The following is a 15,797-nucleotide window of genomic DNA, read 5'->3' as shown; positions in this document are numbered from 1 at the left end:
AAGCACGTATTGAGGGGTGTGATAACATCGCCGCTCTTATAAAATTAAATGAGAACACGACATGCACTCTGCATTAAAGGTTGCTGCTGTTGGGATCGCTCTCGTGGCAGGCTTTTATGGGCCGCAAGCAATTCAGCAGTTTAAATCAGCGATGGAGCACTCAACTGCCGACGTCAACTTGGATGATTACTGCATGCTTTCAACCACATCGTGTGAGCAGGAATCCATTTCAATGTCGCTTGACCGAGAAACCGCGCAACCTCTTCTACCCACAAAGATAAAGGTAGTTTGGGAAGGTGCTGCATCTGAGACACTGATGTTATCGCTCACAGGTTTAGAAATGGAAATGGGATCAGCGCGTTTTCAATTAAAGAGCATTGGCAACAATACCTATGAAGGTAATGTGATTTTACCTGTATGTACTTTAGATAAAATGACATGGATCGGTGAACTCACTGATGGTGTCGATACTGTAAACCCTGCAATAAGGATGGCAAGATGAGTAGAAATTGGTCGTTAGCATTGGTTGTCGCTTTTGTACTTGGCTTTGGTGTCAAAAGCTATCTTGATGGGCAAAACGAAGTTCAAGAACAACACGCTGCAAAACAAGAGTTCTCCGCAACGACTCTTTTCGGCAAAGACAACCAACCAACGGAAATCTTTGACCAAACCGATGACAGAATTCGTATCGTTTACTTCGGTTTCACACGCTGCCCAGATGTGTGCCCCACTTCTTTGGCTATGTTGGCCGGAGCACTTAACCAAGTCTCTGATGAAGCAAAAGCCAAGATTCGCCCGATGTTTGTCTCTCTCGACCCTGAGCGTGATGCAGCAGAAGCCTCATACGAATACGCACAATACTTCCACCCAATGATGGAAGGATTAAGTGGTCCTTTGGATGTGACAACCACGCTTGCACACAACTACGGTGTTATTTTCAGAAAGACCAAGCTGGAAGGTTCAGAGTTGGAATACACCCTAGACCACAGCTCATATTTTTATTTTTTAAAGCCCGACGGTACCTTGATTACCAAAGTACCGCACACGTTGACGCCAGCGCCAATTGTTGAGGCTATCAACAAGCTGACGCAGTAAAACGTAAAAACAAAGAACTTACTCAATAAAGTTCAAAAAAAGTCAGGTCCCAGACCAAAAACATAAAAATTAAGGACAACAACATGAAGTTAAAAGCACTTGCTCTAGCAGGCTTATTGCTCACCCCTTTTGCTCAGGCTAGTAGCGATATTATGGTTCATGACGCGTACGCTCGTGCAACCCCGCCTTCAGCAGTGAACAGCGCGGTGTTCACGACTCTGATGAACCACAGCGATAAAGATCGCGCTATTGTTTCTGCAACAACACCTGCAGCAGGTAAAGTAGAACTTCATGATGTAATCATGGATGGCGATGTTATGAAAATGCGCCAAGTTCAAGAGATCACCATCCCTGCAAACGGTGAAGCGGTACTTAAACCTGGTAGCCTACACATCATGTTGTTCGACCTAAAAAGTAGCCTAAAAGAAGGTGAGCAAATCGAGATGACTCTGACTTTCGCTAACGGTGAAACGCAAACCTTCGACGCACCAGTGAAGAAAGTGATGAGCGGCATGAAAAAGATGAACCACGACCATCATTAATCGTATTCACAATTGATAAAATAATTTAAGCCACGATGACTTCTCGCCATCGTGGCTTTTTGTTAAACTGAGCGCGCTTTTTATTCAAAGCCTGAACACATTAATAAACCAAGGAGAATAGAAGATGATTGTAATGAAAACACTAAAACTGGCAGTAAAAGTAACGCGTTAATTTGTTTGGTTAATCAAACTTTAATCTCGAACTACCAACATTAAGCCATCAGCTGGCTACCGCACACTTTTACCCGGTTTACTGTTGATCGTAAGTGATCAATATCTGCATGCCTGTAAAGCATGACTCAAATCCGGGGTCCTATCGATTTTGAATTCGACCCAAGCTCAAACATTTTTGACGTCTCGACGCTTTTTGAACTGACCAACGCTTTTCGATCTCATCGACAACCTGAGATCTTACAAGGCGTTAATGCTCTCATCAGACTTTAATGCACTGATAAGACTTTAATGCTCTCACAAGAAAAGAAAGCTCGCACGTCTGGGTAAATAGACATGAATTCACAAAACGCATTTTCTCATCCAATGTCACTTCAACAACTTGGATGGCAACCTGTATTCCAACAACAACTGACACTCGAAGACTATGATCACTCCGTCATTGCTCGTATCGTCGCACATCACCGCAATGGCTATACATTAGCGTCAGAGCAAGGTGAAATTGTTCTACCCATCCACCAAAACCAACCGGCAATGACCGTTGGCGACTGGGTAATATTGAACTCTGAACTGCAATTCGATCGCTTACTAGAACGCCAATCGCTCTTTAGCCGAAAAGCTGCGGGCAGTCGTGTGGCTGAACAATATATTTCAGCCAATATCGACACAGTGTTTATCGTGGTTTCATTGAACAACGACTTTAATCTGAGTCGCATTGAACGCTACCTGGCACTCGCAAATGAAGCACAAGTTGAAGCGGTTATCGTCCTGACGAAGAAAGACTTGTGTGACGACTACGAAGACAAAGTACAACAGGTACAAAGCTTAGACCCGATGCTGATGATCGAAGCGGTCAACAGCCTAGATCAAGACTCAACCCAAGTACTTTCACCTTGGTGTAAAATCGGCAAGACCGTCGCGCTAATGGGCTCTTCTGGTGTGGGTAAGTCGACTTTGGTTAACTCATTGCTAGGTGAAGCATCGCAGGCAACTGGTGGTATTCGTGAAGACGACAGTAAAGGTCGTCATACAACCACATCACGATCACTCCACTTGCTCGCATCAGGTGGCTTGCTTCTCGACACTCCAGGAATGCGAGAGCTACAACTTGCAGACTGCGCTGAAGGCGTGAGTGAAACTTTTTCAGACGTCGAAGAGTTAGCAATGCACTGCCGCTTCTCTGATTGTCATCATGAATCAGAGCCGGGATGCAAGATAAGGGCTGCCATTGAGAGTGGTGAACTGTCTGAAAGACGATTTACTAACTATCAAAAGCTACTGAGAGAGCAAGCAAGAAACGGCGCTTCTCTTGCAGAGCAACGCGCTAACAATAAGCAGCTTTCCAAAATGTACCGAAACGTACAGTCAGAAAGCCGCAATATTAAGAAAGGCTCAGCTTAAGCAGTTGGATATTGACGGTAATCTGAGTTAATCGCTCAACGCTGAGCTGAAACACCGAGCCCCACGTGTCAATCGCGTGGGGCTTTATCTACAAATTCCCTTCCTCATCAACAAGGGATATTAAGATATCGTCTGCTTCCGAAAGTAAAAATTCACCATTTATAATAGTTGGAATTTTTCTTAGCGAGTTAATCATCACGTTAATGATTCTCTTTATCCAGTTCAATATAATTCGCCCTTGAACAATAAAGTTAAAATACGATTAATCGCGTCACTTTTACTATCAGATTGACTGAATATAACGAACATAAAGTATCGAATACCGGACAAGTATAATCACCTTCAGAAGAAAATTTCATTTCAAACCACCTTCCAAGGAGATAGAAAATGCTTCGTCTAACCACCATATTATTAACGCTTCCTCTAGCTGCCTGCTCTACAATAAATACTGACTTCGATAAGCAAACCGATTTCTCAATGTATAAAACCTATGATTTCAGCTCGCCCGGGACTGCGGCAGAAGAGAAGAACAAAATACCGATTAGTATCGACTCAATCAGGATTGAAAGTGCGATCATTAAAGAAATGAGCCGCACAGGGGTTTCGTTTGTAGAGGACGGAGGCGACCTATACGTCCGCTACCAACTTCAGCAAGAATCTGAACTTGTGTCTTCCGGCTCGTCAGTTGGTATTGGCTATGGTTGGAACAATTTCCGTGGGGGAATGTCCACTCCACAAAATTATCACCGACAGACGTACGGACAATTGGTTGTAGAACTGATCGATGATAGAACCAACATCGTTGTATGGACAGCGAATTCAAGCCGAAAATTGACTCGCTCAATGAGTTCTAAGGAACGTGAAGAGCTGATTTACGAGGAGATCGCTGAAATGTTTCAACAGTACCCTTCGTACAAATGATTGAAAACTTCTAGGTGATAACTTCTTCAAATATCGGCCATTGAATGTGCAGATAGAGGAAGCCTAGGCATTAGAGGAAGAAGGCACCAAAGCCACTAATGCAATAGATCAAAGCTGCATCATATTGTTATATACCCTCAACCTTAAAGCTAACGCTGTAACTCACGTCCGAGTGACGAGTTTCACTCCAATCACGTTAGGAGCTCCATTTTCGTCTATATATAGCGAGACGTTTAAGGGGATGCCTAACGTACTCAAATGCTCTTTATGTACCAGACTCGACTCTAAAACAGGATCGTGAAACATAATTGTCAGCGAGGGCAAAAGCGGCTATTCAGCTTGATTAGCAAACCTAGAATATTCAAACGCGATAGCATTTAACAACTGAGGTAAGTCTTTAATATTTTGTTTATTAATTTCGATATAATCATCAACGAAGTGGTCTTTTTCTTCGGCTGCCTTATTAATAGAACAACCTAATAATAGAATACAACTTAGCGCTAAAAGGGTTAGCTTCTGCATTTACAATGCCTTGATTAGTTTTAGGTAAGGGATGAGGATAGAAGTGGTAAAAAGCTCGAAAGGCGCTCAATAAATCGACATTCACTTTTATTGAGCATGAACCTTCTCGTAGTTCCATTTCAATCATATTTACTCAATCATTTAACTGTTATTGCGTCTTATCAATCCAATATTTCACCATTAGCGAAAACTCTTGGTACCTATCTTGATAACAAAAATGACCACTGTCTTTGAATACTGTTAACTCAGCATTCGACATGCGTTTAGCTAAACGTTCTCCATTATCGACGTAAAGAATTGCATCGTTTTCTCCCCAAAATATCTGAGTGGGTAACTCTATTTTATCGAGCAATGGATCAACCGTTGCTAGACTTTTTGGGTAATCTTTAAACCATTGCATGACGGCAGGAATTCGATTGCGATAAGAAGCAATATAGTCGGAAATCTCTTCTTGATTGGGGCGATAGTTCGTATAGCAAACCTTGATACAGCCTTGAACTAAAGAGCCAGCCCCTGTCACTTTAAAAACAGTGCGCCAAAACGATGAGTCGACCATTTTTCGGATGGCGCTTGCATTTGACGAAGGATTAATTGCTGGGCCATCGCCTATCAATAAACTTTTGACATCATTGTCATATGTGCCCACATAGTAAACGATCGCGGGCATACCAACGTCAGGCCCCAATAAATGTGGTTCTTGAATATCCAAATGATTTAAGAATTCTTTTAAAAAGTCGCCTTGAGCCTTGAAAGACATGTATTCAATCCCGCCCGCACTGCCGCCGAACCCAGGCATATCGTAAGCATATAGGTTGTAGTGTTCAGCCAACCCACTCCAAATAGGGGCATACGCAAGAATGCTTTGAGGAAAAGGGGAAAGCATCACAAGAGTCGGTTTACCAATCGCTTCAGAATGTGCGTATCGAATATCGACACCATTTATCTTGGTTCGCTTTATTGGCATGGATGGTGTCGTTTCAAATGTTGGGAACATTGGATAGTCGTTTTTTCTTCGCAACTGCTCCAAGCTTTTATATTCAGAAGTCAATAACATCAGTGCCGATGCGTTAATACGATCAAACACGCTAATTTTTTCTATCTTAGGAGTATGTGTCATTAATTAATCTCTATTTAATTCTCTGAAGTTAAAAGACGCTGAAACCATGATTAAAAATTTCCATCCAATTTATTTCTGGTTCTCAAAAATAGTATTGGGGTTTACTCAACTCAGTATTTACAGCTATCAATAATTGTAGTTAACACCATTATTACTAATATTATCGCCACTACTTTACCGATATATTTGATGTTAACTAACATCGTTGGGGTCTGTTAAAACTCGTTAAATTACGTCATTTATGCTATGTTTATGACCTAATTCACAGAGGTTTGGATGGATCAATGACTATCAACACAACTTACTTTATAAGGGTAAATAGCCTGATGAATTTGTATTACAACGTATGTAATCAATATTATTCAGATCCAATCTCCCCACAGACAATTCCCCAATCCGCGTTTAATCACACAATGAACCTGTTGCCCATTTCTGAGGTATTTCAGCTTTATGAAGAACTCGAATGCTATACAAAAAATCCAAACTTTATGCTCGAGGCTGTGCGCCATTTCCGGGTCGAAGACTTGGGCGGATTAGGCCAATGGATGTTCTCTGGTCATGACTTAATGTCGACGATAAGAAAGGTAAATTACGGCATGGGGTGTATTCAATCCGGTGCTTTTTGGGTTGCTGCACCTGCGGGGTCTATCATCAAGTGGACTTACAACAATCAGTATGATGCAGAACACTTAGACGTTCATGACAGTATTAGAGTCGCTGTTTTGATGTCAAAAATATTGAAAAAATACCTTGGGGCAGACTTTGCTCCGATGCGCGTACTACTTTCAGGAGAGCGTGCGGATGAGAAACTATATCAAGATTATTTTGGCTGTGATGTCGCGTGGAATCATCATCAAACAGAGATCTGGTTTCATTCCAGCTTACGCTTGGCAAACCTGGCTGATAATCAAGATACCAAGCAAACCTTTTCGCTGAATTTTGAGGATTTGGACCGATGTTTAGACATGCCCGATCCTAGCGATGACACTAAGTTAGTTTATGAAGCCATCAACTACTCATGTCATTTTGGTTTACCGACACTCGAAAGAGTATCGAACCTGTTGGGCCTATCAATTCAGCAGTTTCAACGTAGATTCCATAAATATGGCCACAACTTTACCGAAATGTGTGGTTTTGTCTTAAGCAACAAAGCGGTCAAAATGCTAAGCCAATCAATACCAGTCGAAGAAGTTGCAAGCAGTTTAGGGTATAACCATCTCGATAGCTTTACGCATATGTTTAAGAAGCATCGAGGCATGACACCCAAGCAATATCTCAAATCATTGGAATAAAATAAAACATCCGCAGAGTGTCTCTACTTGCGGATGAGAAAGGTTGCATCACCTCGCTAGATGGCTTGGATACTGATCTCGACACGGCGATTGCAGGCTCTTCCGTCTTCGGTTGCATTGTCACAAATAGGGTAACGTTCACCAAGGCCGCTGGTACTGATTCGTCCACCTTTCACTTTTTGATTCACTAAGTAAGCTTTTACTGAATCAGCACGTTTCTCAGACAACTGCTGATTAGAAGCATCATTGCCAGTACTGTCGGTATAGCCTTTGATCTGCAAATACGAATCTGGGTACTCGACCAATATTCTCGCAACACCATTCAATGAATTGTATACCGTCGCTTCAAGTAGGTATTCACCAGAGCGAAAACCGATGCCGTTTTCCATCACCAACACTAACTCATTTTCACCAACACGCTTTACTTGAACGCCTGAATCTAGCAACTCCTGACGCAAAGCTTCCTCTTGTTTATCCAGTGAGTAGCCGACTCCTCCACCGATGAGACCGCCAGCCGTTGCCCCAATTAACGCTCTCTTTTCCGTTCTTTTGAATTATCTCCAGACAGGAGACCAATCGCAGCACCAGACAAAGAACCAATCGCAGTCCCTTTTGTTGTGGAATTCGTTTCCATCTCACCAGTCGTTGCGTCCTGACGTTGAGTCGCCTGACAGCCCACCAAGCTCGTTAATAGCAACAGAGAGATAATAGGTTTAATGCATCTTTTTATTTCAGAAGATATGAATAGCATAAATATATTCCAGTTAAATTTAGACTTTCGATTAAATATTCACTGAATAGCAAACATATTAAAATTACAGACCACGACTGTGGCCCGTAATTTCATTAATAATCTTATTTTGAATAATTCGGAATTAAATAACCGAATTAACTCTGGTTCTAGACCTAGAAAGAGTAGAAGTAGTAGAGCTGCGACTTCATACGTAAAATTATTCCACGTATTACATCAAGAAACGCCATAAGCTCTGTTGGCTTTTCTCCGCTAATCCAAGCTAAACCAACCGAGCCGACTGGTACGCTATAGCCTTCAGGTTCAAAGACTTTCAACCTAACAAAGTGATGTTTGTTTTGTAGGTTCTTGCCTGTCGTAGAGCGAACATTCTGGTCAAAGCCAAGCAAGTTACTTTGCGCTTCGCCGGTTGCTTCAATAATACCTTCAACCTCTGCCGTGAATACTTTCCCTGGATAAACTGGCGTTGTAAATTCAGCCAATTGACCCGGTTTAACATTTCTAATCGCTTGATGATTCACTCTCATCAATACGTATTTCTCGTTGGTGTACATCTGCAATCGTGGAACTCTAGAAACAAGCTGACCTTCACGAAGAATAAAGTTAGTCACAAAGCCATCAGCGGGTGCATAAATCTTGGTGCTATCAAGATCCCATTTTGCTTTATTCACCTTCTGAATTGTTTCGTTAAAGTCTGACTGACGGGATTCAACCGAGAGTTCCGCTTTGGTTATTTGTAGCTTGGCTTTCTCTACATCAGATTTCTTTTTGCTCAGCTGTGACTCAAGCTTGGCCACAGTGTACACAGCAGAATCGGCGACCGTTTGCTGGTTATCAATCATGCTTTCAGTGATCGTATTACGCACGACTCGGTTTTGTTCAAGATAACGCTTCAACGTTCTTTTCTGTAAGTCTCTATTTGACTGAGCAGCTGAAAGCTCACTTTGTGTCATTTCAAAATCATGTAACGCTGCCTGATAGCTGGATTCAGCGATTTTTACTTCTTCAGCCGCAGTGCTAACCGCTACGTTTGCCGAGTCGCGCGAAATCTTCGCTTGTTCATAAGCAATTTGATAAGGCTCGTTTTCAATCTCATAGATTAACTGCCCTTTCTCAATGCGTTGGTTCGGGGTGATATAAATCTGGTCGACCTTGCCCGAGACATTGGTTGAGGTTGGGCGAAGCTGAATGTGAGGAGACTGCACCACAGAGCCTCCCAACAAATCCATTGGTGTATAGTTAATTAATCCTACCCACACAAATAACAACCAACCACTGCCTCCTAGATAAGCGAATGCTTTAGTCCCTGTGTTCCAAGGCATGCCAACAAGTCTTAATAAATAGATGAACAAACACCAAACCGCTAAACCTTCTAACATTTAGACATCCTCTGATTGATTAACTTGAGCCGGAGAATTCCATAAATCACGCAGTCGGATAATGGCTTTTTCAAAATCTACAAACGCAATGATAATGGCGAGCACCCACACCCAGTGCCAAATGAAGCCAATCCAAGTGAGCGCGGTAATCAACCCTATCTGATGGTGGTCAGTCTTATGAGCCTTTTGAATAGGGATCTCGTGAAGCTTCCAAAAACCGAACAGGCCAGCCGCTATGGCGCTGATCAGCACGATAGCGGCTGCTATATGTAAAACGGTATCTGCAGAGGTTTCTACATAAGGGATACTGATTAAACTCATTGCTCATACTCTTGTAAATTAAGACCAACACAGGATATATGCCACCCACTTACAACGGCAATTTTAGATAAATTACGTCATATCAAATAACATGATGATATAAATCACCAGATAAGGTGTGCGATATATCAAAGTAGCAAGGTATTAAGTTCAGTAGCCTGACGCTATTAAGGAGAGCTGATGAGATTCACAGCTAACGCTGCTTAAGTAGGTGGGAATGCCGATAGAAAGATTAGATAACGACAAAACATGGCAAGTCATGCACCAACGTAGATTAAGCAAAGTAGGTGATGTCTATGATGTCTGTTGAAGTGGCTTTTTTACCTATACAAGTTTAGGCAGCTATTTCCGAACACAATGTTTTTATCAGTAATGGTTTACACACCATAAATACTAGAACATTAAGCCAATGGAACATTATTCAGCAGACTTATACCTCAACAAAAGCACAAAAATTTAACATTTAGCTCTAAAAACACCACGCAGCGCAAACAATCACCCTAAAAGTAAACTATTCCTAGACACCCTCTTAGATCCCGCTAATATGACCGCCCATTCCACTAGTGTATAGTTGGATTTGGTACAACTTTATAAAAAATACATCACTATAATAAATTAACAATTGCAGGTATTTTATGCAAAATCACAACATGCTCGCCCGCATCGCTCGTGGAAATCTCGTTCTACAGATCCTTGCTGGTATTGTTTTCGGTGTCGTTCTCGCCATGGTTTCTCCTTCAGCAGCTCAAGATGCAGGCCTATTAGGTAGTCTGTTTGTTGGTGCTCTGAAAGCTGTTGCCCCAATTTTAGTATTCATTCTTGTTGCAGCTTCTATCGCAAACCAAAAGAAAGGTCAGCATACTCATATGCGTCCAATCATTGTGCTTTACCTGATTGGTACGTTCTCTGCAGCACTGACTGCTGTAGTACTGAGCTTCATGTTCCCAACCACTTTGACACTGGTTGCTGGCGCTGAAGGTGCTAACCCTCCTCAAGGTATTGCAGAAGTTCTTCATACGCTTCTATTCAAGCTTGTAGATAACCCAGTTAGCGCACTAATGAACGCGAACTACATCGGTATTCTTGCTTGGGCAATCGGTCTTGGTCTTGCACTGCACCACGCATCTGCAACAACCAAAGCGGTTTTCGAAGACCTTAGCCACAGTGTTTCACACATTGTTCGCTTCATTATTCGTCTTGCGCCATTCGGTATCTTCGGTCTTGTTTCGGCTACATTCGCAACAACGGGCTTCGATGCACTAGCAAGCTACGGTCAACTGCTAGCGGTTCTACTAAGCTCAATGCTTATCATTGCTCTTGTCGTTAACCCACTGCTTGTCTTTGTAAAGACAAAACAGAACCCATACCCACTTGTACTGCAATGTATTCGTGAGTCTGGTGTAACGGCATTCTTCACTCGTTCAAGCGCTGCAAACATCCCAGTGAACATGAACCTTTGTAAGAAGCTAGAGCTAGATGAAGACACTTACTCTGTATCAATCCCTCTAGGCGCAACCATCAACATGGCAGGTGCTGCAATCACCATTACTGTGTTAACGCTTGCAGCTGTACACACAATGGGTATTGAGATTGATATCTTCACTGCGATTCTACTAAGCCTTGTTGCTGCAATTTCAGCATGTGGCGCATCAGGCGTTGCCGGTGGTTCACTGCTACTGATTCCTCTAGCTTGTGGCCTATTCGGTATCTCAAACGATGTAGCGATGCAGGTTGTAGCGGTTGGTTTCATCATTGGTGTGATTCAAGATTCTGCTGAAACAGCGCTTAACAGCTCAACTGACGTAGTGTTCACTGCGGCTGTATGTAAAGCTGAGCAAAACAAAGCTTAACAGCTCTTGGTATTAGGCTTTAGCTCTAAGCTCTAAGCTCTAAGCTCTAAGCTCTAAAAGCAAATAGCACACAAATAAAAAGGGAAGCATTCGCTTCCCTTTTTTGTTGTCTTGGTTTTCTAGATTACGGTTAGAAGATTTATAGATTTATAGATTTATAGATTTATAGCTTTATAGATTTATAGCTTCACAGCTTCAGTCATTCTTGTCTAACTCATCAAAGCTAACCAACACGTTTTAGTGGTTGCTTTTCCAGCTTGGATCCACGGCTGCCTGACTGAAATCTAGAGAGTTAGGGCTTGCTTCTTTGTTATGCGTTGCTTGATCGCTGGATGACCCTTGATTCGCAGCACCGCTATCATGGTTTGGCGTCGCCTGCTGGCTGTAATCGACGTTAGAACCTTGCTCACTCGACGCTTTGGTCTCTAAATGACTACCATCGACATTTAACTCCTCACCTTCTTCATCGGACGCTTCTTTAACCTTCTTAGGGACAGGGACATTGCGTTTGTAGAGCTTGTTGAGCGCCTTAATGATTGAGTGCTTAGTGATTGCTTCTTGTGTCAGCTTGGTCATTATCGGTTTAGTCAGAGCTTGTAAGCCCACGACGGCATCCACACCGAGTTCACCGCCTACTTTATCCCTCAAATGCTTGGCTTCTGAGTAACCAAAATGAGCCGATAGAAATAGCCAGATATAAGCAATGGCATTACCGTGTTCACCATGGTCAATCCAAGCTTCACCTGCTCTAAACATCGCTTCTGCACTGTTCTTTTCTGCGGCCGTCTCAAACCAGTAAACAGCCTCGCCATGGTTAGGCTCAACACCCACACCGTTCAAATAACTCATACCAAGTTTGATCTTGCCGTCTAAGCTATTCTTTTCCGCGGCCTTTTGGTACCACTCGACAGAGCTTTCGGCAGAGTAGTCTGGGTTTTCTTTATCTAGACACCAGTCACCAATGAACAGCATCGCTTCAGTATTACCACCAGCCGCAGACTCTTCAATATAGGTATAACCCTTAGGGATGTTCTTATCGGTTCCACGACCAAAGACGAGCGCTTTGCCCATCTCGAATTTCGCCGATACGTCATTGTCTAAAGCAGAGATTGCTAGCTGCCAAAAGTTGGCTTTCTCTCTTAAAATGAGGTCTTCTTTACGCTTCATGCTTAGGCGCACAATGCCGTACATGCCATTGATATTATCGAGTTGCGCCGCTTTGTCGTACCAATACAGAGCTTCCTTTATATTGTTACGTTCAGCTTCTTTTGCCAAATACAGAATCGACGGTACATGACCGGTTTCGGCTTTGAAGTGACGCTCTTTTTGCTCTTGTATGCGCGCTTTTTCAATCGCTTTTCGGTAAGCGACAGCACGAGCCTTACGTTCTTGTTCCAAGCGCTGCTTTCTTAGCGATAAAGAGATCAGCCACACGGCGACAAGTATTAACGAAAGAGCCGTCGCACCAATTGCGATTCCCATTGTACTCATAAAATATTTAACCTAACTCGGCAGATACAAGACTCGACGTTGAGAGTGTGTTCTACCCATAGTGAATGTTATGTTTCGAATTACAGGGAAAAGTGCAGTTACTGGCACGTTCCGCCTTAAAATGAACTTAGTTCAGTATCTCAGGATTACATTGCGATAAGAAGCCTAGGAGGTTCAATCCGTATGCAGTCCATAGACGATGTGATCTTGCTTCAATATAGATAAATTATGAAGGCTGCCTTTCATCAGGAAAGTCCTAAAGCTTGGTGACGAAATTGATGTTTTTCCCATCAACAATTTCGTGCAACTGCCGTACAACTCTCTTACAGGAATAGCTCTATACCTAGGTCAATTGACCGTATATGTAAGCCAACTCGGCAACCGTCTTCGCTGAGAATTTCTTCATCAAGCTTGCTCGGTGTACTTCCACTGTTCTCATGGCAATGCACAATTCATCGGCTATTTTCTGGTTACGCTTACCGTCGATAATTTGTTTGAGGATGTCTATCTCACGCTCGGTTAACGACGCGTACGCTTGGCGATACACATTCATGTGTAAGTGCTTTTCTGAAGCGTCCAAACCTTGCTTGATCGCCTCAGCTAACTCATTGCCTTTAACTGGCTTTTGAAAGAAATTCACCGCGCCGGCTTGTAAGGCTTCAACCGCCATTGGCACATCACCGTGCCCCGTCAGGTAAATCACCGACAGTGGGCTCTGCGCTTTTACCATCAACTCATGAACTTGCTGCCCTCTCATCTCTGGCATTCGGCTGTCTAAAACCACACAACCCGGCGCACTCAAGTCCACTGAGTCTAAAAAACTGGGGCCATCTTCAAAAGCTGACACAGTGAAATCATGCTCTTCTAATAAGAACACCAACGAATCGCGCATCGACTCATCGTCATCAACCACATAGACAGGAAGCCTTTGATGAAGTTCAGACATAACAAGATTCCTTATGAATCATTTGAAAGAGAGAAAGGCAGTGTCACCGCAACATGACATCCATGTGGGGTGAGTGACGTGATCGTCATTTGACCACTGTGATCTTCAATAACATCTTGGCAAATCGCGAGCCCAAGCCCCAAGCCATTTTCTTTGCTGCTCACAAAGGCTTGAGTCACTTCTTGTTCAGTGAAATCTAAACCGGTGCCGTTATCGATAATCGACAACATTATTTTATCCGGTTGATACTCGGTAATCACTTTAATTGTCGATGGTTCGTTGTTTTTGTTACCAATATCAGACGTAGCGCTTTGTTCGCGATGCATCTGAGCATTACACGCATCAGTCGCATTGTTGATCAAATTTACAACCACCTGCTGCAATCCGACGGGGTCAACATGTAGCGTGATAGGTTTACCCACGACATAACGTTCAATGGTTATCTTGTGTTTCTGTAATCGAAATTGCAGTAGCTCGATGGTATCTGTAAGAAGAGCTTCTATATCAGTTTGAGATTTATCTGATGAGCGTTTTTTGATCATGTTTCTTAAGCGCTGGATGATCGCATCAGCACGGTCCACTTGCGACTGGATCTTCTCAAATACAGGCTCTATGTCAGTCAGCGGTTTGTTCTTCGAAATCCGCAGTAAACCACCTTCGCTATAATTCCGAATAGCTGCCAAAGGCTGATTAATCTCGTGTGCCAAGCTACTTCCCAGTTCACCAACTACCGCGATACGTTGTGAGTGCTCTAGCTGTTCACTCTTACTTTTCAGCTTGTACAGCGTCGCTTCTAGTTGCTTTTTGCTGCGACTGAATTTGTATTCTAGCCAGAAGTGGTAAGCATTCAGAGACACCACGAGAATAAAGAACGCCCATGCCCACTGTTGATTGTACTTGAGCCAGATTAACGCTTCTTTCCACCAAGGTTGTTGCAGTGGATGCATGTCGAGTTGTTGATATAGCTTGTCGATCGACAGCAAGCTTGTCGGTGAAGTCCAGCCCGATGCATTCGCTGCAATGGCTGGTGCACTGCTCTTTGGCATCGAAAACAGCACCTGACTCATTTGTTTAGCCAGTGCCGAAGAGGCTCGTTCTGTTTTGGCAAACGACCAATTAGAATACAGAGGTGTAGACACTTGGCATCGGAAGCCTTCAGGCGCTTGATTACCGATGATTCGATATTGCCCAGCCACCAGCAAACCTTCACTGATCATGTTTTCAACCAAACAAGCAGGGACGACTGCCGCCTCAATGTGTCCTTCTCGCAGTTGGTACAAACTGGCATCAATAGGGAAACCCAAGAACTGAGTATTAGAGAAAAAGTGATTAGGGTTGAGCCCTTGTTGCATTACTTGGTAACGCATAGTCAAGTAACCGCCAAACGCATTTTCAGAGACAGCAGCAATCGGCTTTCCACTAAGTTGCTCAAACGAGATATACGGTGACATTCTTCTGACCACTAATGCAGAACCGATACTGCGCGTGCTGCTCACACCTTGATCGTCGTAATTGTGACTGGTCATGGTCGCCATCCAAGAGAGCGCGTATTGACGTCCTAATCGAACCGCCTGACCGGGGTTGGTGATAACAAAATCAACAGTGACATCTTTTACCGCTTCGGCCATCTCTTCCAAGTTGAAAGGCTTGAGAACAAAGTGTTTTCCGGGAATGCGCTCAGACAGCCAATCCATTGTCGGCTGCCAACGCTGCTGAGCGGAAAGCTTACCTCGAGTCGCCAACACGCCAACTTCTATGATTTGCTCAGACTCAACAGTGCTTGTCGTTGCAATCTCTTGCTCCGATTGAGCCGCCAAACACGCGCCTGCGGTTAGGCTCAACCAACAAAGGCCAACGATTGTCATTAGGTTTCTGACTGTCACTGAAATCTCTTTCTCCAAACGGACTGTTTATTCAATTTATTCTCGATTCATTTTATGTCAGCGGCGTGTTTCGCGCTTAGCTCATGCTTGAGCGCCTTAAATAAGGTTCATCGCG

Annotated in this window: 14 protein-coding genes and 1 pseudogene; 7 read left to right on the top strand and 8 right to left on the bottom strand. The window is 43.2% G+C overall.

What is annotated here, in order from left to right; all coding sequences use genetic code 11:
- Positions 1-61 precede the first annotated feature (61 nt).
- From AB4154_RS14260 to AB4154_RS14240, 5 genes are all read left to right on the top strand, one after another.
- Positions 62-502: a hypothetical protein gene (locus tag AB4154_RS14260; protein ID WP_372123346.1), complete on the top strand. Its 441-nt coding sequence runs from the start codon at positions 62-64 to the stop codon at positions 500-502.
- Positions 499-1,095, top strand: coding sequence for an SCO family protein (locus AB4154_RS14255; RefSeq protein ID WP_004732104.1), 597 nt, complete (start codon positions 499-501; stop codon positions 1,093-1,095). The genes AB4154_RS14260 and AB4154_RS14255 overlap by 4 nt, the downstream gene beginning before the upstream one ends.
- Positions 1,096-1,178: 83 nt before the next feature.
- Positions 1,179-1,637, top strand: coding sequence for a copper chaperone PCu(A)C (locus AB4154_RS14250; protein WP_017068936.1), 459 nt, complete (start codon positions 1,179-1,181; stop codon positions 1,635-1,637).
- Between the two features lie 507 nt (positions 1,638-2,144).
- Positions 2,145-3,209, top strand: coding sequence for a ribosome small subunit-dependent GTPase A (gene rsgA / locus AB4154_RS14245; RefSeq protein WP_017072405.1), 1,065 nt, complete (start codon positions 2,145-2,147; stop codon positions 3,207-3,209).
- Positions 3,210-3,596: 387 nt separating this feature from the next.
- Complete coding sequence (locus tag AB4154_RS14240) at positions 3,597-4,130, top strand: DUF4136 domain-containing protein (RefSeq protein WP_136973656.1); 534 nt, start codon at positions 3,597-3,599, stop codon at positions 4,128-4,130.
- Positions 4,131-4,460: 330 nt separating this feature from the next.
- Here the strand turns inward: AB4154_RS14240 and AB4154_RS14235 are convergent, their stop codons facing one another.
- Both AB4154_RS14235 and AB4154_RS14230 read right to left on the bottom strand, forming a co-directional pair.
- Positions 4,461-4,652 carry a hypothetical protein gene (locus AB4154_RS14235; protein ID WP_017072403.1) on the bottom strand — a complete coding sequence of 64 codons (192 nt, stop codon included), beginning with the start codon at positions 4,650-4,652 and terminating at the stop codon, positions 4,461-4,463.
- Between the two features lie 148 nt (positions 4,653-4,800).
- A complete protein-coding gene (locus AB4154_RS14230) occupies positions 4,801-5,769 on the bottom strand; it encodes an alpha/beta fold hydrolase (RefSeq protein ID WP_017072402.1) in 969 nt (322 codons plus the stop codon).
- Between the two features lie 284 nt (positions 5,770-6,053).
- Between AB4154_RS14230 and AB4154_RS14225 the strand changes: the two genes are divergently transcribed.
- On the top strand, positions 6,054-7,061 hold the full coding sequence (locus AB4154_RS14225) for an AraC family transcriptional regulator (RefSeq protein ID WP_017072401.1): 1,008 nt from the start codon (positions 6,054-6,056) through the stop codon (positions 7,059-7,061).
- Between the two features lie 56 nt (positions 7,062-7,117).
- Here the strand turns inward: AB4154_RS14225 and AB4154_RS14220 are convergent.
- The 3 genes and pseudogenes from AB4154_RS14220 to AB4154_RS14210 form a co-directional block, all read right to left on the bottom strand.
- Positions 7,118-7,812, bottom strand: a pseudogene (locus AB4154_RS14220) (OmpA family protein).
- 155 nt (positions 7,813-7,967) lie between these two features.
- A complete protein-coding gene (locus AB4154_RS14215) occupies positions 7,968-9,191 on the bottom strand; it encodes an HlyD family secretion protein (protein WP_372123344.1) in 1,224 nt (407 codons plus the stop codon).
- Positions 9,192-9,512: an MFS transporter gene (locus AB4154_RS14210; protein WP_372123343.1), complete on the bottom strand. Its 321-nt coding sequence runs from the start codon at positions 9,510-9,512 to the stop codon at positions 9,192-9,194.
- 635 nt (positions 9,513-10,147) lie between these two features.
- On the opposite strand from AB4154_RS14210, the gene sstT reads away from it, so the two are divergent.
- Positions 10,148-11,362 (top strand): serine/threonine transporter SstT, encoded by a 1,215-nt coding sequence (gene sstT / locus AB4154_RS14205; protein WP_017068938.1) that lies wholly within the window; start codon positions 10,148-10,150, stop codon positions 11,360-11,362.
- Between the two features lie 237 nt (positions 11,363-11,599).
- Here sstT and AB4154_RS14200 read toward each other — a convergent pair whose 3' ends face one another.
- The 3 genes from AB4154_RS14200 to AB4154_RS14190 form a co-directional block, all read right to left on the bottom strand.
- Positions 11,600-12,844: a tetratricopeptide repeat protein gene (locus AB4154_RS14200; protein WP_017066614.1), complete on the bottom strand. Its 1,245-nt coding sequence runs from the start codon at positions 12,842-12,844 to the stop codon at positions 11,600-11,602.
- Positions 12,845-13,196: 352 nt separating this feature from the next.
- Complete coding sequence (locus tag AB4154_RS14195; RefSeq protein ID WP_048609831.1) at positions 13,197-13,799, bottom strand: response regulator transcription factor; 603 nt, start codon at positions 13,797-13,799, stop codon at positions 13,197-13,199.
- Positions 13,800-13,810: 11 nt separating this feature from the next.
- A complete protein-coding gene (locus tag AB4154_RS14190; protein WP_372123341.1) occupies positions 13,811-15,682 on the bottom strand; it encodes a PhnD/SsuA/transferrin family substrate-binding protein in 1,872 nt (623 codons plus the stop codon).
- Positions 15,683-15,797: the final 115 nt, after the last annotated feature.

Source organism: Vibrio sp. 10N.286.51.B11 (assembly GCF_041469245.1).
Lineage (GTDB): Bacteria > Pseudomonadota > Gammaproteobacteria > Enterobacterales > Vibrionaceae > Vibrio > Vibrio crassostreae_C.
This window is presented reverse-complemented; position numbering and strand designations above follow the sequence as displayed.

Bases quoted from the DNA above. Each gene is read 5' to 3' on its own strand.
- AB4154_RS14260 (WP_372123346.1), top strand. From the start codon at position 62: ATGCACTCTGCATTAAAGGTTGCTGCTGTTGGGATCGCTCTCGTGGCA.
- AB4154_RS14255 (WP_004732104.1), top strand. From the start codon at position 499: ATGAGTAGAAATTGGTCGTTAGCATTGGTTGTCGCTTTTGTACTTGGC.
- AB4154_RS14250 (WP_017068936.1), top strand. From the start codon at position 1,179: ATGAAGTTAAAAGCACTTGCTCTAGCAGGCTTATTGCTCACCCCTTTT.
- rsgA (WP_017072405.1), top strand. From the start codon at position 2,145: ATGAATTCACAAAACGCATTTTCTCATCCAATGTCACTTCAACAACTT.
- AB4154_RS14240 (WP_136973656.1), top strand. From the start codon at position 3,597: ATGCTTCGTCTAACCACCATATTATTAACGCTTCCTCTAGCTGCCTGC.
- AB4154_RS14235 (WP_017072403.1), bottom strand. From the start codon at position 4,652: ATGCAGAAGCTAACCCTTTTAGCGCTAAGTTGTATTCTATTATTAGGT.
- AB4154_RS14230 (WP_017072402.1), bottom strand. From the start codon at position 5,769: ATGACACATACTCCTAAGATAGAAAAAATTAGCGTGTTTGATCGTATT.
- AB4154_RS14225 (WP_017072401.1), top strand. From the start codon at position 6,054: ATGACTATCAACACAACTTACTTTATAAGGGTAAATAGCCTGATGAAT.
- AB4154_RS14215 (WP_372123344.1), bottom strand. From the start codon at position 9,191: ATGTTAGAAGGTTTAGCGGTTTGGTGTTTGTTCATCTATTTATTAAGA.
- AB4154_RS14210 (WP_372123343.1), bottom strand. From the start codon at position 9,512: ATGAGTTTAATCAGTATCCCTTATGTAGAAACCTCTGCAGATACCGTT.
- sstT (WP_017068938.1), top strand. From the start codon at position 10,148: ATGCAAAATCACAACATGCTCGCCCGCATCGCTCGTGGAAATCTCGTT.
- AB4154_RS14200 (WP_017066614.1), bottom strand. From the start codon at position 12,844: ATGGGAATCGCAATTGGTGCGACGGCTCTTTCGTTAATACTTGTCGCC.
- AB4154_RS14195 (WP_048609831.1), bottom strand. From the start codon at position 13,799: ATGTCTGAACTTCATCAAAGGCTTCCTGTCTATGTGGTTGATGACGAT.